The following is a 25,909-nucleotide window of genomic DNA, read 5'->3' on the forward strand; positions in this document are numbered from 1 at the left end:
CCGTGGGCACGAGGAGCGGCGCCCGCCGCCCCTGGACGTTGCGGACCCGGCTGGTCGTGTACGCGGTGACGCTCATCGCGGTGGTCGCCGCGGTGATCGGTTCGGTCACCGCGATCGCCTTCCGGAGCTACATGTACGGAAAGCTGGACGGTCAGCTGCGCGACATCGCCAGGATGTCCGCGGCGCGTCCGCCGGGCGGCGGCACGGTCGTCCCGGGCACCGAGGAGGGGCTGGACTTCGTCGGGATGGGCGGCCAGCCGTTCAACACGTTCGGTGCGGTGGTCTCCGACGGATCCGTCACCGGGTCGAAGGTCGTGAAGAAGCGCGGACCGGCGGCCCGGGAGAACACCGGGGAGCTGACCGGCGAGCAGGAGAACGCGCTCGAGGCCTCGGGGGTGAGCCCGGACGGAGGGCCCCATGACGTCGGACTCCCCGGCCTCGGCGGCTACCGCGTCCAGGCCGTCCCGTCGGGCGGCGGTACGTCCGTGCTGGTCGGCATCCCCACGGCCGAGGTGGACAAGGCCGTCACCACCCTGGTCCTCGTCGAGGTGTGTGTCACCGGCGCCGGGCTGATCGCCGCCGGGATCGCCGGCGCGGCCATGGTCGGTGTCGCCCTGCGTCCCCTGCGCAGGGTGGCCGCCACAGCGACCCGGGTCTCCGAGATCCCTCTGCACAGCGGCGAGGTCGCCCTCTTCGAGCGGGTCCCTGATGCCGAGGCCGATCCGCGTACCGAGGTCGGTCAGGTCGGCGCGGCCCTGAACCGGATGCTGGGGCACGTGGGTTCGGCTCTGGAGGCACGGCAGAAGAGCGAGACGCGGGTGCGGCAGTTCGTCGCGGACGCCAGCCACGAGCTGCGTACACCCCTCGCCTCGATCCGCGGGTACGCCGAACTGACGCGGCGTGGACGGGAGGACGCCGGGCCCGACACCCGGCACGCCCTGGGCCGGATCGAGTCCGAGGCGGAACGGATGACGGGCATGGTCGAGGACCTGCTGCTCCTGGCCCGGCTCGACGCCGGACGCCCGCTCTCCTACGAGAGCACCGATCTCTCGCCGCTGGTCGTCGACGCGGTGAGCGACGCCCGCGTCGCGGACCGCGCGACGGACGGCACCCCCGGTGCCGGCCGTCGCTGGCGGCTGGAGCTGCCCGAGGTGCCCGCGACGGTCCTCGCCGACCCGGCCAGGATCCAGCAGGTGCTGGTCAACCTGCTGGCCAACGCCCGTACGCACACGCCGCCCGGCACCACTGTCACGGTCCGCCTGCTGCAGGCGCGCAGGGAGCTGCCCTGGGTGACCCTGGAGGTCCAGGACGACGGGCCGGGCATTCCGGCCGAGCTGCAGCCGCGTGTCTTCGAGCGGTTCGCGCGCGGCGACGCCTCGCGCTCCCGGCATGCCGGTTCGACGGGGCTCGGCCTGGCCATCGTGCGGGCCGTCGTAACCGCCCACGGCGGTACGGCCGAGGTGCGGTCGGTGCCGGGCGCCACGGTGTTCGCCGTCCGCCTGCCGGCGGACGCGGCGTACGGGACGTGGGGTGACGGCTCAGCCGGCGCGCCTGCCGGCCCGGCTCCCGGCGCGAGTGCCTCCGGCACGGGTGGCCGCCCTGCCTCCGGCACGGGTGCTGATCCCGCCTCCGGCACGGGTGCCGGCCCCGTTCGCGGCACCGCCGCGCACCGGCCGGACGGCGTCGGAGACGCCATGGCGGCGTCCTCACAGCCGGACCACAGGCTCAGCACACGGACGTGACAGCGGGGTCGGCGAGCGTCGTCCCATGCGAACCGACACTCCTCGGGGCACCCTGCCGGCCCGGGACCATCTCCTGGCCGACGCGGTCGGCGTCCCCGTACTCGACGTAGTGATCCCCGTGTACAACGAGGAGAAGGACCTCGAAACGTGCGTGCTGCGCCTGCGCGACCATCTGGCGCGGACGTTCCCCTACGGCTTCCGGATCACCGTGGCGGACAACGCCAGCACCGACCGTACGGCCCAGGTGGCGGCCCGGCTCGCGGACCTCGTTCCCGAGGTCCGCTCCTACCGGCTGGAGGAGAAGGGCCGGGGGAGGGCGCTGCGCACCGTCTGGTCCTGTTCGGACTCCCCTGTCCTCGCCTACATGGACGTCGATCTCTCGACCGACCTGAACGCACTCCTGCCCCTGGTCGCCCCGCTGATCTCCGGGCACTCCGACCTGGCCGTCGGATCGCGGCTGGCACGCAGTTCGCGGGTGGTGCGGGGCCGGAAGCGGGAGTTCATCTCCCGGGCCTACAACCTCATCCTGCGCTCGTCCCTGGCCGCCGGGTTCAGCGACGCCCAGTGCGGCTTCAAGGCCATACGGCGTGAGGTCGCGCAGCGGCTGCTGCCGATGGTCGAGGACACCGGATGGTTCTTCGACACGGAGATGCTGGTGCTCGCCGAGCGGGCCGGGCTGCGCATCCACGAGGTCCCGGTCGACTGGGTCGACGACCCGGATTCCACCGTCCACATCGTGAGTACCGCGACCGAGGACCTGAAGGGCGTCTGGCGGGTGGGCCGGGCCCTGGCCACCGGAGCGCTGCCGCTGGACCGGCTGTCCCGGCCCTTCGGGGACGACCCGCGCGACCGTTCCGTGCCCGGGGTGCCGCGCGGGCTCGCCGGACAGCTGGTCGGCTTCTGCGTCGTGGGGGCACTCTCCACCCTCGTCCACCTCGCCCTGTACTCGCTCCTCCGGCTGGGCGCCGACGCCCAGCTCGCCAACGCGGCGGCTCTCCTGGTGTCCGCCGTCGCCAACACGGCGGCGAACCGGCGCTTCACCTTCGGTGTGCGCGGCCGGGGCGGTGCCGTCCGCCACCAGGCGCAGGGACTCGTCGTCCTCGCCATCGGGCTCGCCCTCACCAGCGGTTCGCTCGCCGCCCTGGGCGCGGCGTCGGGATCGGCGTCGCACGGTACGGAACTCGCCGTGCTGATCGCGGCCAACCTCGCGGCGACGGTGCTGCGGTTCCTGCTCTTCCGCGCCTGGGTCTTCCCCGACCGGCGCGCCGACCACCAGGACGCCCGCGAGGGTGCCGCACACGAACTGAGGGACGCCCGATGACCGCCGCCACCCGTTCCGGCCACCTCCAGGAACCGCCCGGCAACCCAGGGGCGCCCCAGGAGCCGCCCGGCACTCCGGGGGCGACCGCGCGCGCCGAGGGCAGGCGGGAGCGGTTGTCGCGGCGCGTCCTCAGGGGCAGGCCCGAGGACCCGCGCTGGGCGAGGCCCGCCTTCCTGGGCATGCTGCTGGTCATCGGACTCGCGTACCTGTGGAATCTCAGTGCCTCCGGTTACGCCAACTCCTTCTACTCCGCAGCCGCGCAGGCCGGCAGCCAGAGCTGGAAGGCCTTCTTCTTCGGCTCGCTGGACTCCGCGAACGCCATCACCGTCGACAAGCCCCCCGCCGCCCTCTGGCCGATGGCCCTGTCGGTGCGGATCTTCGGCCTGAGCTCCTGGGCGATCCTCGCGCCCCAGGTGCTGATGGGTGTCGCGACGGCCGGTGTCCTCCACGGAGCCGTGCGCCGCCGTTTCAGCGCCGCCGCCGGGCTGATCACGATGGCGGTCTTCGCGCTGACCCCGGTCGCCGCGCTGATGTTCCGCTTCAACAACCCGGACGCGCTGCTCGCGCTCCTGATGACCGTCACCGTCTGCTGCGTGCTGCGCGCCCTGGAGGGCGGCCGGACGAAGTGGCTGGTCTGGGCGGGTGTAGCGGTGGGTCTGGCGTTCCTGTCGAAGACCCTGCAGGCCTTCCTGATCCTGCCGCCCCTGGCCGTGCTCTACGCGGCGCTCGCGCCGGTGTCCGTGCGGAAGCGGTTCGGTCAGCTCGGTCTGGCGGCGCTGGCGGTGCTCGTCTCCGGGGGCTGGTGGGTGGCGGTCGTCGAGCTGTGGCCCGCCTCCTCGCGCCCGTACATCGGGGGCTCGCAGAACAACTCCTTCCTGGAACTCACCTTCGGCTACAACGGACTCGGCCGGATCAACGGTGAGGAGACCGGCAGCGTGGGCGGCGGCGGTGGCGGCGGCCAGGGCGGCGGATGGGGCGAGACCGGCATCGGCCGGATGTTCAACTCCGAGATCGGCGGCCAGATCTCATGGCTGCTGCCCGCCGCGCTGATCCTGCTGGTCGCGGGTGTCTGGCTGACCTGGAGGGCGAAGCGGACCGACACGGCCTGTGCGGCGTTCCTCGCCTGGGGCGGTTCGCTGCTGATGACGGCCTTCGTCTTCAGCTTCATGGCCGGCATCTTCCACCAGTACTACACGGTGGCCCTGGCGCCCTGCATCGCGGCGCTGGTGGGCATGGGCGCCACGGTCCTCTGGGAGGAACGGAGCAAGTGGTGGGCGGGCGCCGCGCTCGGCGCGGCCGTCGCGGCGACGGCCGTCTGGGCGTACGTCCTGCTGGGGCGCACGCCGGACTACGTCCCGTGGCTGCGCTGGGCCGTCCTGACCGGTGGCCTCGTGGGCGCCTTGGGGCTGCTGCTCGCGGCACGGCTGGGCCGGGCGCTCGTGCTGGGCGTGGCGGGTCTGGGCATGGCGGCGTCGCTGGCCGGGCCGACGGCGTACACGATCAGCACGCTCGGCACCGGGCACCAGGGTTCGATCGTCACAGCGGGTCCGTCGGGCGCGAGCACGGGCGGCCCCGGCGGCGGGCCGGGCGGCGGACCCGGCGGCGGCACGCAGCCCCCGGGCCAGGGCACGCAGCAGGGCGGCCGGGCGCCGGGCAACCAGCAGGGCAACGCGCCGGGTGGCGGCTTCCCGGGCGGCGGCACACCGGGCCAGGGCACACAGAACCAGGGCACACATGGCCGACAGGGGCAGGGACAGGCTCCCGGCGGCAGGCAGGGCGGTATGCCCGGCGGCGGTACAGGGGAAGGCGGCATGGGCGGTGGCGGCATAGGGGGCCTGCTCAACGGCGCCTCCGTGGACTCCGAGGCCAGGACGCTCCTGACACAGAACGCCGACGCCTACACATGGGCAGCCGCGGCCATCGGTTCGCAGAACGCCGCGAGCTACCAACTCGCCACCGGCGACCCGGTGATGGCGATCGGCGGATTCAACGGCAGCGACCCGTCCCCGACACTCGCCCGGTTCCAGCAGTACGTGGAGGACGGAGAGATCCACTACTTCATCTCGGGCGGCATGGGCGGCGGCATGGGCGGTGAAGGCGCCTCCTCCCAGATCTCCACCTGGGTGGAGGAGAACTTCGAGGAGGTCACAGCGGGGAGCGCGACCTTCTACGACCTCACCCAGCCGAAGGGCTAGCCCCCCGGGCCGCTCCCCCGAGGAAGAGGAAGGGCGGTGGCTCCGGAGACCTGCTCCGGGGTCACCGCCCTCGCGCACCCGGGACGCCACCGGTCGAGCTGGCGTTGTACGGCGTACAGGGTTTGCTTGTACGGTGTATGGGAGCACCTCCCATACACCGTACAAGTGCACCGGAACAGGAGTCCGCATGACGGCGACCGCCGCCGAGCAGAACGGCCTCGCGCCCCGGAGCGGCCATGCGCGGCGCTGGCTGATCCTCGGAGTCATCTGCCTCGCCCAGCTCACCGTGCTGCTCGACAACACCGTTTTGAACGTCGCGATCCCCTCGCTGACCGAGGACCTCCACGCCTCCACCGCCGATGTGCAGTGGATGATCAACGCCTACGCGCTCGTCCAGGCCGGACTGGTGCTCACCGCGGGCAGTGCCGCCGACCGCTACGGCCGCAGGAAGATGCTGGTCGCGGGCCTCGCGCTGTTCGGTGTCGGTTCACTGGCCGCGGGGCTCGCACAGTCCTCCGGGCAGTTGATCGCCGCCCGGGCGGGGATGGGCGTCGGGGGTGCGCTGCTGATGACGACCACCCTCGCGGTGGTGGTGCAGATCTTCGACGACGCCGAGCGCGTCAAGGCCATCGGGATCTGGTCCACCGTCAACTCCCTGGGCTTCGCGGCCGGCCCGCTGCTCGGAGGAGCGATGCTCGACCACTTCTGGTGGGGGGCGATCTTCCTGATCAACATCCCCGTGGCGATCCTCGGGCTGGTCGCGGTCGTCAGGCTCGTCCCGGAGTCCAGGTCTCCCCGAGGTGACCGTCCCGACCTGGCCGGGGCGCTGCTCTCCACCGTCGGCATGGTGGCCGTCGTGTACGCGATCATCTCCGGACCGGAGCACGGCTGGACCTCCGGGCAGGTCATGCTGACCGGCTCCGCGGGGGTGGCCGTGCTCACGGGGTTCGTCCTGTGGGAGCTGCACGTCCCGTATCCGATGCTGGACATGAGCTTCTTCCGTGACCAGAGGTTCACCGGCGCCGTGGCCGGCGTGATCCTGGTCGCCTTCGGCATGACGGGCTCGCTCTTCCTGCTCACCCAGCACCTGCAGTTCGTCCTGGGCTACGAGCCGCTCGAAGCCGGGCTGCGCACGGCACCCCTCGCCCTCACCGTCGTCGCCCTCAACCTCACGGGGCTCGGTGCCCGGCTCGTGGGGAAGGCGGGTACACCCGCCGTCATCGCCACCGGGATGTGCCTGCTGGCCGCCGGGCTCGGGGCCGTCGCCCTGCTGGGCGGGCGGGACTACGGCGGCATGCTGCTCGGCCTGGTCGTCATGGGGGCGGGCGTCGCGCTCGCCATGCCCGCGATGGCCAACGCGATCATGAGCGCCATCCCGCCGGAGAAGGCGGGCGTGGGCGCCGGAGTGAACGGCACCCTCGCCGAGTTCGGCAACGGACTCGGGGTGGCCGTGCTCGGGGCCGTGCTCAACTCCCGGTTCACCGCGCTCGTACCGGGTGTCGTCGGGGCCGCCTCCCTCCCCGCCGCGCTCGCCGCCGCGGACGGGGCGGCGGAGCGTGAGCACATCACGGACGCCTTCGCCTCGGGCCTGGAGACCAGCCAACTCGTCGGCGCCGCGGCGGTCCTGGCCGGCGGGCTGCTGGCCGCGGCGCTGCTGCGGAGGGCGGAGCGCGCGGAAGCGGACTGAGAGCCGCAGGTGACGGGCATAGCATCGGACGAGGGTGCCGGTACGCAGGAGTGCCACCGCAAGACAAGGAGCGTGCGCCATGGGGTCCGCGGCAGACCATGTGAAGAACCCGTCCCGGGTCAGTGTGTGGCTGGACCGGCGGACACCCTCGCGCACCCGCAGGACGGACCAGCCTGCCGGGCTCGACCGCGACAGGATCACCGCGGCGAGCGTCCGGCTGCTGGACGCCGACGGGCTCGCGAAGTTCTCCATGCGCCGCCTCGCCGCCGAGCTGGATGTCACGGCCATGTCCCTCTACTGGTACGTCGACACCAAGGACGACCTGCTGGAGCTCGCCCTGGACACCGTCTTCGGCGAGATCCCGGCGGCCCCCGAGGACGCCGACTGGCGCGACCGGCTGCGCGAACTGGCCGTGAGGTACCGGGAGATGCTGGTCCGCCATCCCTGGGTGTCAACGCTGATCGGCAGCTTCCTGAACATCGGACCGCATTCGATGCTGTTCTCCTACGCGGTCCAGGACGTCATCCGGGCCACCGGACTGCCCCTGGAGAACCGGACGGGGGCGATGTCGGCCGTCTTCCAGTTCGTCTACGGGTTCGGCAGCATCGAGGGGCACTTCGTGCAGCGCACCGTGGAGGCGGGGCTGACCCAGGACGAGTACTTCCGGCGGGCGATGGGCACGATCCGCGCGCACCCCGAGCTCAAGCGGGTCATGGAGCCCTCGGAGAGCCTCATGGAAGCCCGAGGAGGGGACACCGTGGAGGAGATGCGCGAGCGCGACTTCGTGTTCGCGCTGGACCTCCTGATCGCGGGCATCGAGGCGATGTGCGACCGTGCGGCGCACCAGCCGTAGCGGGGTGTGCCGGGCCCCTCAGTAGCCGCGCCGGGTGTCCACGGCCAGCGCGGGCGTACGCCCCCCGGTGACCGCATCCCAGCAGGCCTCGAAGTCGGCTGTGACGTCCTCGTCGGCCGTGATGCCGGCGGAGTGCGACGTGATCACCGTGCGCGGAAGCCGCCAGGCGTGGTCGGCGGGGCCGGCGGGTTCGTCGGGGAGCACGTCCAGGACGGCCCGGCGCACCGTCCCGCCGCGCAGCGCGGACTCCAGCGCCGCCATGTCGACGGTCGCGCCGCGGCCCACGTTGACGAAGGTGGCGCCCCGCATCGCGCCGAATCTGGAGCCGTCGAAGTAGCGCTCGGTGGCGTCGGTCAGGGGCAGGGCGGACACCACCCACCGGGCTTCCGCCAGCGCCGCCGTCTCCTCCGCCGAGCCGGCCAGGACCACCCGGTCGAAGCCCGGCGGTACGGCGCGGGGGGTGCGCCCGACACCCACCGTGCGCACCGAGCAGGCCCGCAGCAGGCCGGCGACCGCGGAGCCGACGCGCCCGGTGCCGTGGACGACGGCGGTCTGCCCGGCGGCGAGCTCGGACGGTAGGCGGCGCCATTCGGACCTGGAGTGCTGCGCGGTGTGTTCCGGGACGGACTGGCACTCGGCGAGTACCCAGGCCAGCGTGTACTGGGCGATCCTCTCGCCCATCCGCCCCACGGTCCGGGTGAGCAGGGTCTCTTCGGGCCAGGGTCCGGCGGCGAGCAGCGCGTCCGTACCCGCGTTGACGCTGTGGAACCACAGCAGCCGCGGTGTTCGCAGCGCCTCGGGCAGCACGTCCCCCACGTACAGGAAGGGCCCGTCGGGCTCCTCGGCGTAGGCGGATCCCGCCGGACGCCCGGCGATCCGTTCCAGCTCACGGAGGACGGCCGGCCCCAGGGACGGGGAGGTCAGCAGGCGGGCCCGCGCGAGCCGGTCCGGGTGGGGCGGCATCATCGGTACGCTCACCCGCCGCCGGCCAGGTGGGCGGGGAAGCCGCCGGTGGCGACCGGGCCCCAGCGCTCCGGGGTGATCCGGATGAGGGACTTGCCCTGCTTGAGCATCGCCGTCCGGTACTCGTCCCAGTCCGGGTGCTCACCGGAGATGTTGCGGAAGTACTCGACGAGGGGCTCGACCGAGTCCGGCGAGTCGATCACCTCGGCCGAGCCGTCGATCTGGACCCACGGACCGTTCCAGTCGTCGGACAGGACGATCACGCTCACCCGCTCGTCCCGCCTGGCGTTGCGGGTCTTGGCGCGTTCGGGGTAGGTCGAGACGACGATCCGGCCCGCGTCGTCGACGCCGCAGGTGAGCGGAGAGCCCTGGGGGCGGCCGTCGGACCGGGTGGTCAGCAGGATCGCCCGGTGCCTCGGCCGCACGAAGTCCAGGAGTTCCCGGAGCTCCACGGTGGTGTTGGTCGCGATGTCGGGTGCCATGGAACCAACCCTAGGCCCTGACGGTGGCCCTAGGCCTGGACGGAATCGCCCTGGACCGCCTGGATGTCCAGCTCCACCCGCAGGGTCGTGCCGATCGCGGAGATGCCCGCCTGCAGCACCTGGTTGTAGTTCATGGCGAAGTCGTCCCGGCGCAGCTCCGCCGTGGCGTGGAAGGCCGCCCGCACCCCGCCCCAGGGATCGGGACCGGTGCCCAGGTAGCTGAGGTCGAGGTCGACGTCGCGCGCGATGCCGTGCATCGTGAGCACGCCGTGCACCGTCCACCGGTCGGGTCCGGCGGGGGTCAGCGCGCGCGAGCGGTAGGTGAGCTCGGGGTACGTCTCCACGTCCAGGAAGTCGGCCGAGCGCAGGTGCTTGTCCCGCATCGCGTTGCCCGTGTCGATGCTGGAGGAGGCGATGAAGGCCTCCACCCGGGAGTGCTGGACGTTCTCGGCGATCTCGATACGGCCGCCGAACTCGGTGAACCGGCCGTGCACGCTGGAGATCCCCAGGTGCTGTGCGACCGCTGCCACCGAGGAGTGCACCGGGTCGAGCGACCAGGTGCCCGGAGGCGGCAGCTCCACCCCGCCCTGCCGTGCCAGCACCACGGTCCCGGCCTCGGCGCGGCCACTGGCCGTGACCAGGGCGGTGGACGCGGAGGGGGCGTAGCCCACCGCCGTGACGATCACCGTGTACGCCCCGGCCGGCAGGCGGTCCTCGGTGCGGACGGCCCCGTTCTCGTCGGCGGCGGCCCGGAGCACCTGGGTGCCCGTCGTGTCGGTCACCGTCACGACGGCGTGCTGGACGGCCCAGCCGTCCCGCGTGCGTACCTGTGCGCGAAGTCCCATCCCGTGTTCTCTCCTTGCTCAAATCACTCGTGAAGCAGCGACTCAATGAGTCGGGCCCCGGGCGGGAACGGCAGGCCGTCCCCTGCCTGCCGTTCCCGCCACGGGGCCCATTTCCGCCGGCGGCCACAGCCTCTCCGCTCGAAGCGCTGTTCCGCCAGGGGTCTTTGCGGATCCGTCGGTTCCGGACCGACCGGTTCCTACTCGCCCGGGTGGGCGAGCTCGATGTCGTGACCGTCGACCCCGCTGCCGCTCACGGTCAGTGAGCCGGCCACCGGCGGGTAGCCGGTCGCGATCACGGAGTACTCACCGGCGTCCAGGTCGGTGAAGGCGTACACGCCGTCCTCCCCGGTCGTCGAGGAGGCGACGACGTTGCCGGCCGCGTCGATCAGTGTGACCCGGGCGTCGTTCAGCGGTGCCCGGCCGGCGCCCGCCCTGACGACTCCCCGCACCAGCGCGCCGGACCGCAGGGTCACGTCGACCCGGGTGACGCCCTGGCCGCCGACCTCCACCGGCAGGGCCAGCGGACGGAAGCCCGCGGCCGTGACGGCGACGGTCACCGAGCCGGGGATGAGCTCCCCGAAGGTGAACTCACCCGCGTCGCCCGAGACGCCCGTGGCCAGTACGTCGCCGCGCACGTCGGTCACGACGACCATGGCGCCCTGGACCGGGGTGCTGCCCTCGGCCGCCCGCACGGTCCCGGAGAGACCGCTCGTACCGGCCAGCAGGATGTCGTAGGCCAGCGGCTCGTCGCCGACGACCACGGTGGACGCCTGCGGCTGGAAGCCGTCGGCGGACGCGATCAGGACGTAGCTGCCGGAGCCCGGCGCGTCCAGCACGTAGCCGCCGTCGGCCTGGGCGACGGAGCGCCCCAGCTGCCGGCCGCCCAGCGAGATCAGCGTCACGGCGGCGCGGGCGACGGGTGCGCCCTCGGCGCCCCGCACGACACCGCGTACCGGGGTGCCCTGCACGGTCAGCTGCTTCGTGGCAGCCGTCTCCTCCGGGGCGGCGGGCGAGGTGGCCCCGGCCGTTTCCTCGGTGACCGGAGCGATACCGGCTGACTGTGTCGCGGCGGCATCCCCGGCCGGGGTGCTGTCGTCGCCTGCCCTCGTCTTCAGGGCGACCTCCTTGATGAAGAGCGTGAGGACGAACGCGACCAGCGCGGCCGGCGCGGCGTACAGGAAGACGTCGGCGACACCGTGGCCGTAGGCGACCTCCATGACCGTGCGGAGCGGCGCGGGCAGCGCGTCCAGGTCGGGGATGCCCCCGCCGCCGGTTCCGCCGTGGCCCAGTGCCGCACCCTCGGGGCCGAGGTCGGCGAGGCCGTCCTTGACGTAGGTGGTGACACGGTTGCCCAGGACGGCACCCAGCGCCGAGACGCCGATCGCACCACCGAGGGAACGGAAGAACGTCACGACGGAGCTGGCCGCGCCCAGGTCGGCGGGAGCCACCTGGTTCTGCGTGGCGAGCACCAGGTTCTGCATCATCATGCCGATGCCGAGACCCATGACGAGCATGAAGACGGCGATCTGCCAGTACTCGGTGTCGTACCGGATGGTGCCCAGCAGGCCGAGGCCCGCAGTGAGCAGGAAGCCACCCGTGACCAGCCAGGCCTTCCAGCGGCCCGTCTTGGTGATGATCTGCCCCGACACGGTCGAGGACAGGAACAGACCGGCGATCATCGGGATCGTCATGACGCCGGACATCGTCGGCGACTTGTCCCGCGCCAGCTGGAAGTACTGGCTGAAGAAGACGGTGCCCGCGAACATCCCGATACCGACGAACAGCGAGGCCGCGGAGGCCAGCGTGATGGTGCGGTTACGGAAGAGGCGCAGCGGGATGATCGGCTCGCGGGCCTTGGTCTCGATGAACAGGAACAGTGCGATGAGGACGACGGTGCCGCCGAGCATCGTCCAGGTCTGCCAGGAGATCCAGTCGTACTTGTCACCCGCGAAGGTCACCCAGAGCAGCAGCAGCGATACCGCGGCGCTGATGAAGAACGCGCCTGCCCAGTCGACCTTGACGCCCTCGCGCCTGGTCACGGGGAGCTTCAGGGTCTTCTGGAGCACGATCAGGGCGATGATCGCGAACGGCACACCCACGTAGAAGCACCAGCGCCAGCCCAGCCAGCTGGTGTCGGTGATGACACCGCCGAGGAGCGGGCCGCCCACGGTGGCGACGGCGAAGACAGCGCCGAGGTAGCCGCTGTAGCGCCCGCGCTCGCGCGGGGAGATCATCGCGGCCATCACGATCTGTGCGAGGGCGGAGAGACCGCCGACGCCGACGCCCTGCACCACACGGCAGGCGATCAGCATGCCGCTGCTCGTCGACAGGCCGGCGACTATGGAGCCGGCCACGTAGATGATCAGCGCGATCTGGACCAGCAGCTTCTTGCTGAACAGGTCCGCGAGCTTGCCCCACAGCGGGGTGGTCGCGGTCATGGCCAGCAGCGTGGCCGTCACGACCCAGGTGTAGGCGCTCTGGCCGCCACCGAGGTCGGAGATGATCTCGGGCAGGGCGTTGGAGACGACCGTCGACGACAGGATCGCGACGAACATGCCGAGCAGCAGCCCGGTCAGCGCCTCCATGATCTGCCGGTGTGTCATCGGCGCGCCCGAGGGGGCTTCGACAGCCCCGTGCTTGGCGTGGCCGCCCCGCACACCGGATGGTGTGGTCGTAGCCATTTAATTCCTTGTCTTTGCTTCTGTTACACGGGTGTACGGGTCTGTACATCGTCGGAGCGCCCGGCGCGGCAGTCGCCGCTGTGCTTTCCGGGGGCGCACCCACCGGAACCGCGGCAGGAGAAGCTGTCGCGCAGCCGGGACAACAACGTGTTGAGCTGACCGACTTCTTCGTCGGACCAGTCGATGAGGTTGTGGGCGAACATCTCGGTGGTCCGCCGGGCCAGCTCGTCGAGCAGTTCGTCGCCCGCGGGGGTCAGCCGCAGGATGCGGGACCGCTTGTCCGCGGGGTCCGGAGACCGTTCGATCCAGCCGTTCTCCACCGCGTGCGTCACATGGCGGCTGGTCACCGACATGTTCACGGCGAGGAGTTCGGCGAGCCGGGTGATCCGCATCTCGCCGTACTGGGCCAGCAGCGTCAGCACGGCGGCCGAGCCGCCGGAGCACTCGGCGGGCATGACGCGGACCAGGCCCCGCTTGACGGCTCCGACGGCGCTGAGCTGCCGGGCCAGTTCTTCGTACTGGCTCCGTGCTGCCACCGGCCCTCCAGAGGTCTCGCGAGGTCATCTTGTTGCTTAGGGCAACGATAGAAGCAGTTGGTTGCCGCAGGCAAACGAAATGGGGCTTGCAGAAGTAAAGGAACGCAAAAGCCTGCGTAGGGGCCGGGTCAAGCCCGCAGCGCACGCGGTGTCGGCCCCGCCGGATGTGTTCCCCGTCACATGCCGGGACGGGCCGCGCGTCCCGGCGGGTGGTGAGGGATGCGGTGCGGGGTGCGCCGGCGGACAGGTGAAGGGACCGTGCGCGCGGAGGAAGGGCACCGGCCCCCGCCGACCCGGGGGTTGGGCGGAAGGCGCGGGTTCGCTAGTGTCCTGGCCCATGGCACACAACCCCCACGCCCCGCAGCCGGGCCCCGAGGGCACTCACGACCCGGCGGGCAGCACGCAGATGTTCCGCGCGTTTGTCGACGAGGGCGAGCCGCAGCGCAGGCAGCAGCCCGCCGCGACCTCGTCCGGTCCGAGGACCGGGGTGATCGTGGCCGTCGTCGCGGTCATCGTCGTCCTCGGCGCGGTCGCCTGGCTCGCCCTCGGCTGAGACCGCACCCCCCCGTCACGGCCGGCCCGCCGTCCTCTCCCGAGGGGGCGGGCTCCGTCAGGCGTCCGCGTGAGCGCGTACGCCGTACTTCCGCACCGCTCCCGCACCGCACGTCGGCGCGGGAGCGTCCGCGTCCGCGGGAGGCGCCGCACGGGCGGGCCCCCGGCGACGACGGGCCTCCGCGAACGGGGGGGGATTACGTCGCGGCGGGGGGAGCCGGACACGGCGAGGCCGCCGGGGCGGCGATCCCGCTGCCCCGGCGGCCTCGTGAGCCGCTACCTGCCGACCCTCCGGGGTCAGTCGGAGATGAGCCCCTCCCTCAGCTGGGTGAGAGTGCGGGTCAGCAACCGGGAGACGTGCATCTGCGAGATGCCGACCTCCTCGCCGATCTGCGACTGGGTCATGTTGGCGAAGAAGCGAAGCATGATGATCTGCCGCTCGCGCGGGGCGAGCTTGGCGAGGAGCGGCTTCAGGGACTCGCGGTACTCGACGCCCTCCAGTGCCGCGTCCTCGTACCCCAGGCGGTCCGCCAGCGAGCCCTCGCCGCCGTCGTCCTCGGGGGACGGCGAGTCCAGGGAGGAGGCCGTGTAGGCGTTGCCCACGGCCAGGCCGTCGACCACGTCCTCCTCGGACACCCCGAGCGCCTTGGCCAGCTCCGGCACCGTCGGCGAGCGGTCGAGCTTCTGGGCGAGCTCGTCACTCGTCTTGGTGAGGGCGAGCCGCAACTCCTGGAGCCGGCGTGGCACCCGCACCGACCACGACGTGTCGCGGAAGAAACGCTTGATCTCCCCCACGACGGTCGGCATCGCGAACGTCGGGAACTCCACGCCCCGTTCGCAGTCGAAGCGGTCGATCGCCTTGATCAGGCCGATCGTCCCGACCTGGACGATGTCCTCCATGGGTTCGTTGCGGCTCCGGAACCGTGCCGCTGCGTACCGCACCAGCGGGAGGTTCAGCTCGATGAGTGTGTCCCGCACATAGGCCCGCTCAGGGCTGTCCGTTCCGTCGGGGCCCGAGGGGCCCAGCGCGGCGAGCCGCAGGAACAGGGAGCGGGACAGGGTGCGGGTGTCGATGGCTTCCGGCGAGCTGGTGAGCACGGCGGGTGCCGGCACGCTCTTCGTGAGCGTGAGCACCTTCGAGCTGCCCTGTTCTGCGGACATGCCACCCCCTTGAGGTCGCGGACGGTCGCGGTGGCCACGACCATCGGAGGAACGCAGCCTCCACCTGAATACCGGAGGTGGGGCTGCGGCAAACGCGGTTCGAGCAGAATGTCACATGTCGGCAACACGCTGTAGTGACATGTCGACAAGTCAGCGCCGAAACTGCGCAGGAAACAGGGGGTGTGCGGCATTTACGCCCCCGTAACCGGCCCACTCGGGGTCTACCCGTTCCGGTTACGCTTCGATCCTGTTTGCGGATCTCAGTCGGGCGAAACTTCGGGCGAGAAGCCTTGACACATGCATCTGGGAGACGCCCAGTTCGGCGCTGATCTGTGACTGCGTCAGGTTGTTGTAGTAGCGCAGCAGCAGGATCCGCTGCTCGCGCTCCGGCAGCTGCACGAGCAGGTGCCGCACCAGGTCGCGGTGTTCGACCCCGGCCAGCGCGGGGTCCTCGTAGCCGAGCCGGTCCAGGAGTCCGGGCAGGCCGTCGCCCTCCTGGGCCGCCTCCAGCGAGGTCGCGTGGTACGAGCGGCCCGCCTCGATGCACGCGAGCACCTCGTCCTCGGAGATCTTCAGGCGCTCGGCGATCTCGGCGGTGGTCGGCGAGCGGCCGTGAGCGGTCGTCAGGTCCTCCGTGGCGCCCGTGACCTGGACCCAGAGTTCGTGCAGCCGGCGCGGCACGTGCACGGTCCGCACGTTGTCGCGGAAGTAGCGCTTGATCTCACCGACCACCGTGGGCATGGCGAACGTGGGGAACTGGACACCGCGTTCCGGGTCGAACCGGTCGATGGCGTTGATCAGGCCGATGGTGCCGACCTGGACGACGTCCTCCATCGGCTCGTTGCGACTGCGGAAGCGGGCCGCCGCGTACCGCACGAGCGGCAGGTTCGCCTCGATCAGGGCGGTGCGCACCCTGTGGTGCTCGGCGGTGCCCGGTTCGAGGTCCTTGAGCCGCCCGAACAGCACCTGGGTCAGCGCCCTGGTGTCCGCACCCCTGGTCCTGGCGGGCGTGGAGGGGTCGGGAGTCTCGGTCTGGATGTCGTCCGTCTGGACGTTCTGGGGCGGGACTTGAGGCGCTGTACTGGCCGGCACGGTGACGCCACCCCTTTGCGGTCAACTACGGTCAACTCATCCGTCAAAAGCGGTCATAGCATCACAAGACATGTCCACTGTGTGCAAGCACCGCTTGGAGTCGTGTTGAGGGCGTTTTGGTTTAAACATGCCGAAAAGCCCCTCTCCTGTGGGGGAGGGGCCGGCGGGACCGGATAGCCGAAAGGGTCAGAAGGGGTAGTCGGCGATCACCCAAGTGGCGAACGCGCGCCACTGGCCGGCCGCTGCCTGGTGCTCGGGGTGCTCGACGTAACGCTTGAGCGCGTCCTCGTCGGCGACCGCGGAATTGATGGCGAAGTCGTACGCGACGGGCCGGTCCGTGATGTTCCAGGCGCACTCCCAGAACTCCAGCTCGGGAATCTTCCCGCCGAGCTCCCGGAAGGCCCGGACGCCTGCGACGACCCGGGGATCGTCCCGCTCGACGCCGTCGTTCAGCTTGAACAGGACCAGGTGGCGGATCATGGTGGGGTCTCCTACTTCACGAGTTCGGACATGAAGTCTCCGACGCCCTGCGCGGCGCTCGAAACACCCTCGAACCCTATTTGGACGAGGTCGGCGCTCCGCTCGGGCGAGGTGATGATCGTGTACAGCACGAAGACCACAATCATGTAGAGCGCGATCTTCCTCGCTTGCACCACAGCCCCGCCCCTCCTCTTCGATCACCTGTGCAGTCGCGTGATTCTAGCCGCACGGATGGCCGTATCCGCCGGTCGTTTCCGATCACTGATGAGGCTTTTAGGGTCGAAGGACCCGTCGATTCGGGCCCTTTGTCGGCGGGCGCGGCTTACGGCAGGGAGGAGGATGAGGAGTGGGCCCGCCGCGTACGCAGGAATGCGCGGGCCGAGGAACGGGACCTCCACGAGGTCCCCACCGCGTGACTTCCCCCCGACCGCGGCGAGGGCCTACGGTCCCCGTTCTCACCGGGGGAAGCGGCTTGTCCCCCCGATGCCGCTTCCCCCGACCTGACGTCCGAAGGGGCCCGGCGCACCGCCGGGCCCCTTCGTGGCGTTCATTCCGCGCCGGTCACTCCTTGCGCAGGCCGACCGTGCCGGGAGCGGCGTCCTGGAGACCGGGGTCCGTGCCGTCGCGGGGGGCCGGGACGGTGCCGGCGGCGTCCTCGGCGGCAAGGCGCTCCATGCCGCTCGTCGTCTTCAAGGGCTTCTCCTTGATGAAGAGCACCGCGAGAAGTCCGAGGAAGGCGAACGGGGTGGCGATGAGGAACAGGTCGCCGGTCGCGACGCCGTAAGCGTGTTCGACGATGTTCTTCATCGGCTCCGGCAGCTTGGTCATGTCGGGCACGGCGCTGCCGTGACCGCCGCCGGCCACCGGGATCCCGCTCTCGGAGAGGCCCTTGGTCATCTCGGCGGCCACCCGGTTGGCGAGGATCGCGCCGAGCACGCTGGTGCCGATGGTGCCGCCGAGGCTGCGGAAGAAGGACAGCACGGAGGTCGCGGCGCCCAGTTCGTGCGCGGGCACGTCGTTCTGCGCGGCCAGCACGAGGTTCTGCATCAGCATGCCGACGCCGATGCCCATGAGCGCCATGTAGAGGCTCAGCAGACCGAAGTGCGTGCCGGCGTCGATGGTCGAGAGCAGGCCGAGGCCGGCCGTCATGACGACGGCGCCCGAGACGAGGTAGATCTTCCACTTGCCGGTCGCGGAGATGATCTGGCCGGCGACGGTGGAGGAGACCAGCAGACCACCGATCAGGGGGAGGCTCATGAGCCCCGCGACGGTCGGGGACTTACCCAGTGAGATCTGGAAGTACTGGGACAGGAACACGGTCCCGGCGAACATCGCGATACCGACGAAGAAGCTCGCCAGGGTCGTGAGCGACACCGTGCGGTTGCGGAAGATGTCCAGCGGGATGATCGGTTCCGCGGCCCTGGACTCGACGAGGACGGCCGCCCCCAGCAGCACCACGCCGGTGGTCACCAGCGCGGCCGTCTGCCAGGACGCCCACGCGAAGTTGTTGCCCGCGAGGGACGTCCAGATGAGCAGCGCGCAGACACCCGCCACGATCAGGAACGCGCCGAGCCAGTCGATCCTGACCTGACGGCGCACGGTCGGCAGCTTCAGGGTGCGCTGCAGCAGCACGATGCCCGCCAGTGCGAACGGCACACCGATGAAGAAGCACCAGCGCCAGCCGAGCCACGAGGTGTCCACGAGGACGCCACCGATCAGCGGACCGGCGACCGTGCCCACGGCGAAGACCGCGCCGAAGATGCCCGCGTACTTGCCGAGGCGGCGCGGCGGGATGATGGCGGCCATCACGATCTGGGCCAGCGCCGTCAGACCACCCGCGCCGATGCCCTGGATGACGCGGCTGATGATCAGCGTCACGACGTCCTGCGAGAAGCCGGCCACGAGGGAGCCGACCACGAACAGGCCGAGCGACAGCTGGAGCAGCAGCTTCTGGTTGAACAGGTCCGCGAGCTTGCCCCACAGCGGCACGGTGGCCGTCATGGCGAGCAGCTCGGACGTCACGACCCAGGTGTAGGAGGACTGGCTCGCACCGAGATCGGCGATGATCCGCGGCAGGGCGTTGGCGACGACCGTTCCCGCGAGGATGGCGACGAACATGCCCGCCATCAGGCCGGACATCGCCTGGAGTATCTGACGGTTGGACATGGGGGCGGGCGCCTGCTCGGGCGCCTCGGTTGCGGTCACGGTGTCCTTCTTCGGTGCTGGTGCGTAACAGGGTCGGTGGTGCGCGGACGGTCCCCGGCGGCGGTGTGCCGGTTCAGGCCGGTGGCCGTGGGAGGCCTTGCGCCAGCTGGGCGAACACGTCCTGGAAGACGTCCGCGAGTACGGCTTCGCCGGGGTGGTCGCACCAGTACTCGATGGCGACCCGCAGGGCGGTCTGGGTGACGGCGGCGAGGAGCCTGGGGAAGGTGCCGGCGTCGGACGGCGGTCCGGCGTCGGACCGGGTGGAGTCGAGCCAGTCGGTGATGGCGGCGGACAGGGCCCGTTCCTCCGCCACGTGCGCTTTCAGGCCGCGGTGGATCAGGTGTGGCGACCTCTGGAGAACCTTGGACTGCAGGGCCCAGAATTCCTGCCGGCCCTCGAATCCGTCGAGCTCGGTGACGAGGGCGTCGCGTACGACGTCGAGCGGCGGCCGGTCGGCGGGGGCGCGGCGCACGGACTCCCTGATCCGCTCGCCCACCTCGTCGTCGACCAGCACGAACGCGTCGTCGTGGCTGGGGAAGTAGTTGAAGAACGTCCTGGGTGAGACGCCGGCGGCCTCACTGATGGCTTCGACGGTGACGTTCTCGACGCCGTGCTCGGCGGCGAGCCGTACGGCTGCCTCCGCGATGGCCCTGCGGGTGGCCTGCTTCTTGCGCTCCCGCAGCCCGGGCCGGGATGTCGTCGTCTTCGCCACATCGTGCATAGTAGGCAAAGATGCACAACCTGCAAAATTAATACATGGGGCTTCCCCGGGGGCAGGAGCTGCGACCACGGAGGCACCGGCGCCGTCGGCGGCCTCCGCGTCGGCCGGGCGGTCCGCGACCGCGAGGCCGACGGCGTCAGGGCGCGTCGCGCGGACCGGAGCCGGGACGGAACGCAGAGAAGGGACCGGCCCCAATGGGTCGGTCCCTTCATCCATCTGCGGTAGCGGAGGGATTTGAACCCTCGGTGAGTCTCCCCACACTCGCTTTCGAGGCGAGCTCCTTCGGCCGCTCGGACACGCTACCGAGAGAGAGCTTAGACCATGCCGGGCCCTGGTCCGAAATCCGATTCCCGGCGAGGTCCGGCAGCGGGCGCCGGAGGCGCTCAGCGCTCCCTGAAGAACGCCGTCAACAGGCCCGCGCAGAGGTCCTCCAGGACGCCGTGGACCACCTCGGGGCGGTGGTTGAGCCTGCGGTCGCGTACGACGTCCCAGAGTGAGCCGGCGGCACCGGCCTTCTCGTCCCGAGCGCCGTAGACCACCCGCGCGACCCGGGACTGCACGAGCGCGCCGGCGCACATCGTGCAGGGCTCCAGGGTGACGACCAGCGTGCAGCCGGTCAGGCGCCAGGAGCCGAGAGCGGCGGCGGCGCGGCGCAGTGCCAGCACCTCGGCGTGCGCCGTCGGGTCGTGGGTCGCCTCGCGCTCGTTGTGGCCGGCGGCGATCAGGGCGCCGTCCGGGCCCAGGACAACGGCGCCGACCGGCACATCGCCGGCCGACGCCGCCTGCGCCGCCTCGTCCAGGGCTTGGCGCATGGATGCCTGCCACGGGTCCCGTACGGGATCGGGGGGAGGCGGTGAGGAGGGAGTGGGTGGTGGTGCGTTCACCCGCGGACCCTAACGGACGGCCTCCAGGACCTCGGCTGCTCCCAGCGCGTCCGCGATCTCCGCCAGCGCGTCGGTACGCAGGGTCAGCAGGTCCTTCTCGGACACCCCGAGATCGGCGAGGACCGTGAGATCGCCGAGCGGCCCCGCCGGTACGGCGCCGGGGTCGTCATCCAGGTCGGGTTCGGCGACAGCGGCGGCGACGCTGTCGGCATCGGACGGGGGGTCTTCCGGTTCGCCATCCTCCGTACCGTCGAGGTCGACGAGTTCCTCCAGTGCGGCGATCTCGTCCTCGGCCCCCGGTTCGCGGCCGAGCAGTTCATCGGTGAGCAGGATCTCCCCGTACGAGGAGCGGGCGGCGGCGGACGCGTCCGAGATGTAGATACGGGGGTCCTCCTCACCGTCCACCCGGACGACGCCGAACCAGGCGCCCTCCTGCTCGATGTAGACCAGGACCGTGTCCTCGTCCACCGAGGCCTCATGGGCCAGATCCGTCAGGTCGGACAGGGTTTCCACATCGTCGAGCTCTGTGTCGCTCGCTTCCCACCCGTCTTCGGTGCGCGCGAGCAGTGCGGCGAAGTACACCGTGACTCTCCCACTGGTCATAGGTGAATCGGTCCGACGGGAGGGCAGACGGTCATCCGGCTGCTCTGGGCCCCGCCCAATCGGCATCGTGGCAGAAACGAGCGCGATGCGAGACCTCTTCGGCCGTTGCGTCGGCCATCAGTTGTTCCGGGTGCGTGGACCCGGGCGCCGCCCCGTGACTCCTCCGGGGGTGGTCCGGCGGCTCACGGAGCCGGTCTCACCAGCGGAACGTACGCATCCGCATCTGTTGGCGCATACGGGCCGCACGGGCCCGGCGCGGTTGGACGCGGTCGCGCAGTTGCTTCGCCTCGTGGAGCTCACGGAGGAACTGCGCTCTCCGCCTCCGGCGCGCCGCGTCACTCTCCTGCGCGTCCGGCACGCTCTCCTGCGTGCCGGGCAGGTCGCGCGCGTCGCGTCCAGCCTGCCGCTGACTCCGCTGCTCCCCGTCGGGCAATCGACACACCACCCCAAGCCTGGGTACGTATGTCCCCACCTTCCCCCCGAACAGGTGCTTGATGCCAGTGCGCACCGGCCGGAAGCCCGTCCGGGGCCCGGTTACTGTTGACGGCATGCGGATCCACGTCGTCGACCACCCGCTGGTGGCGCACAAACTCACCACGCTGCGCGACAAGCGCACCGACTCCCCGACCTTCCGGCGGCTCGCCGACGAGCTGGTCACCCTCCTCGCGTACGAGGCCACCAGGGATGTGCGGACCGAACAGGTCGACATCGAGACCCCGGTGACGCCCACGACCGGTGTGAAGCTGTCGCATCCGCGCCCCCTGGTCGTCCCGATCCTGCGCGCGGGTCTCGGCATGCTGGACGGCATGGTGCGGCTGCTCCCGACCGCCGAGGTCGGCTTCCTGGGGATGATCCGCAACGAGGAGACGCTCCAGGCGGAGACCTACGCCACGCGGATGCCCGAGGACCTCTCCGGCCGTCAGGTGTACGTCCTCGATCCCATGCTGGCCACGGGAGGCACGCTCGTCGCGGCCATCCGGGAGCTGATCAAGCGCGGCGCGGACGATGTCACCGCCGTCGTGCTGCTCGCGGCGCCCGAGGGCGTCGAGGTGATGGAGCGCGAGCTGGCCGGTACGCCGGTCACGGTGGTCACGGCCTCGGTCGACGAGCGGCTCAACGAGCACGGCTACATCGTGCCGGGGCTCGGCGACGCCGGTGACCGGATGTACGGCACCGCCGGCTGATCCGGCGGTACCCGCGGACCGGCCCGGCCTTCCGGGCGGACCGCGGCCGGGCGCTCCCCCGGGCGCCTCGGCAGGTTCAGCAGGTGGAGGGTGCCGGAGCCGGCTTCGTCAGGGCCGTGAGTGCCGTCGCCGCCGCCGCGGGGGTGCTGAACGCCTTGAACGTGGTACCGATGATCAGATCGACGTCCGCCGTCCTGCGGGCGTCGGTCTTCTGCGCGGCGCCCGGCAGTTGTGTGCCGAGCACCGGGAACGACCCGTTCATCGCTGTGGGTCCGCCGAGGAGCACCCCGGGACCGGGCACCTTCTTGTCGTACGCGGCCGGGGCGTTGTCCACCTTGCCGATGATGAAGCCGCGCTTCTTGAGCTCGTCCGCGGCGGCCTTGGCCAGCCCGCTGCGAGGCGTCGCGTTGTAGATGTTGACCTTGATGGCGGCCGGTTTCGGGAGCGCCTTCGCGGCCTTCGTGGCGCTCGGGGAGGGGCAGGCCTTCGGGCGGCCGGCCGCGTTGGCCTGCTCGTTGCCGCCGGTGAAGACGTCGATGAGCTGAAGCGTGCCCCAGCCGGCCAGACCGAGGGCCACCACGGCCGCGGTGACCGAGAGGGCCAGCTTGCGGCGATGACGGGGGCGGCGCATGCGGGGGTACGTGTTACCCGTGATGCGGTACTTTCCGCCCATGCCGGGAGGGGTCAGCATGCTCATGGGCGCAGCGTAGTGCGACCTGGTGATGATGCCTACTAAACGATCAACCTATGGCACCCGTCCGTGCATAAAAGCACCCGAAAGGCCCGAAATGCGCCACGGGTGGGAGTGGCGGGGTCAGCCCAGTTCGAGCACGCGTGCGTGCAGTACCTGACGCTGCTGGAGAGCGGCGCGCACGGCGCGGTGCAGCCCGTCCTCGAGGTAGAGGTCGCCCTGCCACTTGACGACGTGGGCGAACAGGTCGCCGTAGAACGTGGAGTCCTCGGCCAGCAGGGTCTCGAGGTCCAGCTGGCCCTTGGTGGTCACCAGCTGGTCCAGGCGGACCGGACGTGGCGCGACATCCGCCCACTGTCGGGTGCTTTCCCGGCCGTGGTCGGGGTATGGCCGCCCATTTCCGATGCGCTTGAAGATCACACGGAAAGCCTACCGGGCAAGGGCCTCCGGCCGCAGCCAGGGAACCGGACCGGAATGGGGGACGAAACCGTGCGGATCACCTGAATGCGTCGCACGGTCTGTCATGTTTGGGAGGCATGTTCGTGCGTGTGCCGGTAGCCGCGCGGTGAGGGGGCGGCAGCCGCGGGGTGGCGGTCCGGTGACACCTCGGCGTGACCTCCGCCGACGGGCCCGGCCCGCCCGCGGAGCGCGCCGGGTGGCGTGCGCTACTCGGTGACGCCGTGCGCGTGTCCCTCACGCAGGCCGCCACCGCCGCGGGGCTCGCCGGTGGCCGACGCGGCGGGCACCGGGCGGGTCAGCGATCCCAGGTCGTGGGCGTAGGTGCCCACCGTGTGGGCGATCACGTCGATGTTCGTGTCGAGGAACGAGGTGCCGAGGTTGTCCAGGTCGTCGCAGGCAGCGTGGTAGCAGGGGTCGTACGCGACACCGGCCGTGCCGCCGAACGTCTCGGCCTGTCCGGCCGTCTTGACGCCCTCGGCACCCGTGTCCGTGCCGCCGGACGGGATGCCGGCCTCGACGAACGGACCGTAGTCGGAGCGCCCGGTGAAGTCCGTGCCGGTGTGCGGCTTGCCCTCCCCGTCCAGGAAGCCGGTGATGTCGCGCTCCAGCTGGGCGGACCCCTCGGGGCCCGGTCCCTCGCCTGCACCGTCGGAGTCGTCGCCGTCGAAGACGAACTGGGCGCCGTTCGGTGAGGCGATCATGTCGAAGTTGAGGTAGGCCGCGATGTTGTCGCGCTGCGCTTCCGAGAGCTTCGCGACGTACGCCTCCGAGCCCAGCAGGCCGTTCTCCTCCGCCGACCACCAGGCGAACCGCACCGTGTTGGCGGGCTCCGGGTCCGACCCGGCCAGCTTCAGGGCGACTTCCAGGAGTCCCGCCGACCCGGACGCGTTGTCGTTGATGCCGGGGCCGTCGGTGACCGAGTCGAGGTGCGCGCCGAACATGACCGTCCGCGCGTCGTCGCCGCCACGGGTCTCGGCGACCACGTTGCGGGTGGTGCGCTCCTCCCGGAACTCCCGGATGTCGAGCGTGACCTCGACGTCGCCCTTCGCCAGGTCGGTGACGAGCTGCTCCCCCTCGTCCCGGCTGATCCCGCCGGTGGGGATCTTCCCCGCCCCGACGCCGCCCAGGGTGCCGGAGAGGGTCCCCTCGGTGCTGTTGTAGATCACCGCACCTGCCGCGCCCGCCACCGAGGCGGCGGCCTGCTTCTCCGCGAAGGAGCAGCCGCCGCGCTTGATCAGGGCGATCCTGCCCGTGAAGCCGGACGAGGAGTAGTCGGACGCCTCGCAGCCGGTGGTGTCGTCGACGGGCACGGCGACGAGAGCGGCGGTGATTCCTCCCTCCTCGGTGGAGGCGGTGTACGTCATGGCCCTGACCGGGATGTCACGGGCGCCGGGGGAGCGCACGGAGAGCTTCTCGGCCAGGGGCTCGGTGTAGACGAAGTCGAACGCCTGGTAACCGACCTGGTAACCGGCCTTACCGAGCAGCCGGTGGACGTAGGCGGCGGAGGCGTCGTGCCCGGCCGATCCCGCCGCGCGGTGGCCTTCCGCGGAGTCGGCCATGGCCTGGAACCGCTTCAGATGCCGGTACGCGCCCGCGGCGGATGAGTCCTCGACCAGCTGCCGCGAGAGCTGGGCGGCGTCCCTGGCCGGGTCCTGCGCCGCGCGTCCGTGGTCGGAGGAGACGGCGAGGACCAGCGGTGTGGACAGGGCGGTGGCGGCCACGACGGCCACGGCTCTGCGACGGGTCACGTGCACGGGAGTCCTTCCGGGGTGAGCGGGTCCGCGGGCCGGCGAGCCGCCGGCCGCTGTGACGGGTGAGGCAGGCGGTGGCCGGGGGCGCGGCCCCCGGACCGGGCCCCGCCGGGTGGCGCGGCGCTGGCGTGCGCGTTCATCCGGAGCGGCCCGCCGCCCTGGCCGCCGCCCTGGCCGCGGCTTTGGCCTGCTGCTTGAACGCACGGACCTCGGCGAGCGAGTCCGGGCCGGTGATGTCGGCCACCGAACGGTGCGAGCCCTCCTCGCCGTACTCCCCGGCCGCCTCCCGCCAGCCCGCCGGGCGTACTCCGAACTGCTTGCCCAGCAGGGCCAGGAAGATCTGGGCCTTCTGTGTGCCGAACCCGGGCAGTGCCTTGAGCCGTTCCAGCAGCTCGGCCCCGGTGGCGGCGTCCGCCCAGACCGCCTGCGCCTGTCCGTCGTACTCGGTCACCAGGTACTGGCAGAGCTGCCGCACCCGCTTGGCCATGGAGCCCGGATAGCGGTGCAGGGCGGGTTTCTCGGTGAACAGTCCGGTGAAGGCGTCCGGGTCGTGGGCGGCGATCTTCCGCGCGTCCAGGTCGTCCGACCCCATGCGCCGGGCCAGGGTGAGCGGTCCTGTGAACGCCCACTCCATCGGTACCTGCTGGTCGAGCAGCATGCCGACGAGTGCTGCCAGCGGACTGCGGCCCAGCAGTTCGTCCGCGTCGGGGTCCTGGGCGATCCGGACGGTGCGGGACTCGCCGCTGTCACTCCTGGTCATACTTCCGATGATCGCGAGAGAGTCCGGGTTCGGCGACTCGGTGGGGCGCCGCGCCCGCCCG

At 71.3% G+C, this 25,909-nt stretch carries 25 protein-coding genes and 1 tRNA gene; 7 read left to right on the plus strand and 19 right to left on the minus strand.

Annotated elements, in window-relative coordinates:
• Positions 1 to 2: 2 nt before the first annotated feature.
• From ACHFIV_RS32530 to ACHFIV_RS32550, 5 genes are all read left to right on the plus strand, one after another.
• Positions 3 to 1,742 carry a HAMP domain-containing sensor histidine kinase gene (locus ACHFIV_RS32530; protein WP_398976385.1) on the plus strand — a complete coding sequence of 580 codons (1,740 nt, stop codon included), beginning with the start codon at positions 3 to 5 and terminating at the stop codon, positions 1,740 to 1,742.
• 25 nt (positions 1,743 to 1,767) lie between these two features.
• On the plus strand, positions 1,768 to 3,063 hold the full coding sequence (locus ACHFIV_RS32535; RefSeq protein WP_398976387.1) for a glycosyltransferase: 1,296 nt from the start codon (positions 1,768 to 1,770) through the stop codon (positions 3,061 to 3,063).
• Complete coding sequence (locus tag ACHFIV_RS32540) at positions 3,060 to 5,258, plus strand: ArnT family glycosyltransferase (protein ID WP_398976388.1); 2,199 nt, start codon at positions 3,060 to 3,062, stop codon at positions 5,256 to 5,258. Before ACHFIV_RS32535 ends, ACHFIV_RS32540 begins: the two co-directional genes overlap by 4 nt.
• Before the next feature lie 187 nt (positions 5,259 to 5,445).
• On the plus strand, positions 5,446 to 6,945 hold the full coding sequence (locus ACHFIV_RS32545) for an MFS transporter (protein ID WP_398976390.1): 1,500 nt from the start codon (positions 5,446 to 5,448) through the stop codon (positions 6,943 to 6,945).
• A 79-nt stretch (positions 6,946 to 7,024) separates the two neighbouring features.
• A complete protein-coding gene (locus ACHFIV_RS32550; protein ID WP_398976391.1) occupies positions 7,025 to 7,798 on the plus strand; it encodes a TetR/AcrR family transcriptional regulator in 774 nt (257 codons plus the stop codon).
• A gap of 18 nt (positions 7,799 to 7,816) precedes the next feature.
• Here the strand turns inward: ACHFIV_RS32550 and ACHFIV_RS32555 are convergent, their stop codons facing one another.
• The 5 genes from ACHFIV_RS32555 to ACHFIV_RS32575 all read right to left on the minus strand — a co-directional run bounded on the left by ACHFIV_RS32555 (position 7,817) and on the right by ACHFIV_RS32575 (position 13,305).
• Positions 7,817 to 8,764, minus strand: coding sequence for an NAD(P)-dependent oxidoreductase (locus tag ACHFIV_RS32555; RefSeq protein ID WP_398976392.1), 948 nt, complete (start codon positions 8,762 to 8,764; stop codon positions 7,817 to 7,819).
• A gap of 8 nt (positions 8,765 to 8,772) precedes the next feature.
• Positions 8,773 to 9,243: a PPOX class F420-dependent oxidoreductase gene (locus ACHFIV_RS32560; RefSeq protein WP_398976394.1), complete on the minus strand. Its 471-nt coding sequence runs from the start codon at positions 9,241 to 9,243 to the stop codon at positions 8,773 to 8,775.
• Positions 9,244 to 9,272: 29 nt separating this feature from the next.
• Positions 9,273 to 10,088: a YceI family protein gene (locus ACHFIV_RS32565; protein ID WP_398976396.1), complete on the minus strand. Its 816-nt coding sequence runs from the start codon at positions 10,086 to 10,088 to the stop codon at positions 9,273 to 9,275.
• A gap of 197 nt (positions 10,089 to 10,285) precedes the next feature.
• A complete protein-coding gene (locus ACHFIV_RS32570) occupies positions 10,286 to 12,691 on the minus strand; it encodes an MFS transporter (protein WP_458575940.1) in 2,406 nt (801 codons plus the stop codon).
• Positions 12,692 to 12,792: 101 nt separating this feature from the next.
• Positions 12,793 to 13,305 carry a MarR family winged helix-turn-helix transcriptional regulator gene (locus ACHFIV_RS32575; protein ID WP_398976400.1) on the minus strand — a complete coding sequence of 171 codons (513 nt, stop codon included), beginning with the start codon at positions 13,303 to 13,305 and terminating at the stop codon, positions 12,793 to 12,795.
• A 337-nt stretch (positions 13,306 to 13,642) separates the two neighbouring features.
• On the opposite strand from ACHFIV_RS32575, the gene ACHFIV_RS32580 reads away from it, so the two are divergent.
• Entirely contained in the window at positions 13,643 to 13,858 is a 216-nt protein-coding gene (locus tag ACHFIV_RS32580) for a hypothetical protein (RefSeq protein WP_398976402.1), read from the plus strand.
• A gap of 296 nt (positions 13,859 to 14,154) precedes the next feature.
• Here the strand turns inward: ACHFIV_RS32580 and ACHFIV_RS32585 are convergent, their stop codons facing one another.
• The 10 genes from ACHFIV_RS32585 to ACHFIV_RS32630 form a co-directional block, all read right to left on the minus strand.
• Positions 14,155 to 15,018, minus strand: coding sequence for an RNA polymerase sigma factor SigF (locus ACHFIV_RS32585; RefSeq protein ID WP_398976404.1), 864 nt, complete (start codon positions 15,016 to 15,018; stop codon positions 14,155 to 14,157).
• 234 nt (positions 15,019 to 15,252) lie between these two features.
• On the minus strand, positions 15,253 to 16,110 hold the full coding sequence (locus ACHFIV_RS32590; protein WP_398976406.1) for an RNA polymerase sigma factor SigF: 858 nt from the start codon (positions 16,108 to 16,110) through the stop codon (positions 15,253 to 15,255).
• Between the two features lie 186 nt (positions 16,111 to 16,296).
• Positions 16,297 to 16,590, minus strand: a complete 294-nt coding sequence (locus ACHFIV_RS32595; RefSeq protein WP_398976408.1) for a Dabb family protein — start codon at positions 16,588 to 16,590, stop codon at positions 16,297 to 16,299.
• Between the two features lie 11 nt (positions 16,591 to 16,601).
• On the minus strand, positions 16,602 to 16,766 hold the full coding sequence (locus ACHFIV_RS32600; RefSeq protein WP_014155101.1) for a hypothetical protein: 165 nt from the start codon (positions 16,764 to 16,766) through the stop codon (positions 16,602 to 16,604).
• A gap of 385 nt (positions 16,767 to 17,151) precedes the next feature.
• On the minus strand, positions 17,152 to 18,756 hold the full coding sequence (locus tag ACHFIV_RS32605) for an MDR family MFS transporter (protein WP_398976616.1): 1,605 nt from the start codon (positions 18,754 to 18,756) through the stop codon (positions 17,152 to 17,154).
• A 112-nt stretch (positions 18,757 to 18,868) separates the two neighbouring features.
• Positions 18,869 to 19,516, minus strand: a complete 648-nt coding sequence (locus ACHFIV_RS32610; RefSeq protein ID WP_398976410.1) for a TetR/AcrR family transcriptional regulator — start codon at positions 19,514 to 19,516, stop codon at positions 18,869 to 18,871.
• A 219-nt stretch (positions 19,517 to 19,735) separates the two neighbouring features.
• Positions 19,736 to 19,820, minus strand: a tRNA-Ser gene (locus tag ACHFIV_RS32615).
• Positions 19,821 to 19,899: 79 nt separating this feature from the next.
• Positions 19,900 to 20,328 carry a tRNA adenosine(34) deaminase TadA gene (tadA, locus tag ACHFIV_RS32620; protein WP_398976618.1) on the minus strand — a complete coding sequence of 143 codons (429 nt, stop codon included), beginning with the start codon at positions 20,326 to 20,328 and terminating at the stop codon, positions 19,900 to 19,902.
• An 81-nt stretch (positions 20,329 to 20,409) separates the two neighbouring features.
• A complete protein-coding gene (locus ACHFIV_RS32625; RefSeq protein WP_398976620.1) occupies positions 20,410 to 20,982 on the minus strand; it encodes a tRNA adenosine deaminase-associated protein in 573 nt (190 codons plus the stop codon).
• 217 nt (positions 20,983 to 21,199) lie between these two features.
• Positions 21,200 to 21,436, minus strand: coding sequence for a hypothetical protein (locus ACHFIV_RS32630; protein WP_398976412.1), 237 nt, complete (start codon positions 21,434 to 21,436; stop codon positions 21,200 to 21,202).
• Between the two features lie 115 nt (positions 21,437 to 21,551).
• Between ACHFIV_RS32630 and upp the strand changes: the two genes are divergently transcribed.
• Positions 21,552 to 22,187, plus strand: coding sequence for a uracil phosphoribosyltransferase (upp, locus tag ACHFIV_RS32635; RefSeq protein ID WP_325748007.1), 636 nt, complete (start codon positions 21,552 to 21,554; stop codon positions 22,185 to 22,187).
• Positions 22,188 to 22,263: 76 nt separating this feature from the next.
• Here upp and ACHFIV_RS32640 read toward each other — a convergent pair whose 3' ends face one another.
• The 4 genes from ACHFIV_RS32640 to ACHFIV_RS32655 form a co-directional block, all read right to left on the minus strand.
• Positions 22,264 to 22,860, minus strand: a complete 597-nt coding sequence (locus ACHFIV_RS32640; protein WP_398976622.1) for a LytR C-terminal domain-containing protein — start codon at positions 22,858 to 22,860, stop codon at positions 22,264 to 22,266.
• A 141-nt stretch (positions 22,861 to 23,001) separates the two neighbouring features.
• Positions 23,002 to 23,298, minus strand: a complete 297-nt coding sequence (locus ACHFIV_RS32645; protein ID WP_003955420.1) for a type II toxin-antitoxin system VapB family antitoxin — start codon at positions 23,296 to 23,298, stop codon at positions 23,002 to 23,004.
• Positions 23,299 to 23,543: 245 nt separating this feature from the next.
• Positions 23,544 to 25,091 (minus strand): M20/M25/M40 family metallo-hydrolase, encoded by a 1,548-nt coding sequence (locus ACHFIV_RS32650; protein WP_398976414.1) that lies wholly within the window; start codon positions 25,089 to 25,091, stop codon positions 23,544 to 23,546.
• A 133-nt stretch (positions 25,092 to 25,224) separates the two neighbouring features.
• A complete protein-coding gene (locus ACHFIV_RS32655) occupies positions 25,225 to 25,848 on the minus strand; it encodes an HhH-GPD-type base excision DNA repair protein (protein WP_398976416.1) in 624 nt (207 codons plus the stop codon).
• Positions 25,849 to 25,909 lie beyond the last annotated feature (61 nt).

The sequence above is a fragment of the Streptomyces sp. ALB3 genome, assembly GCF_044385685.1.
Taxonomy (GTDB): domain Bacteria; phylum Actinomycetota; class Actinomycetes; order Streptomycetales; family Streptomycetaceae; genus Streptomyces.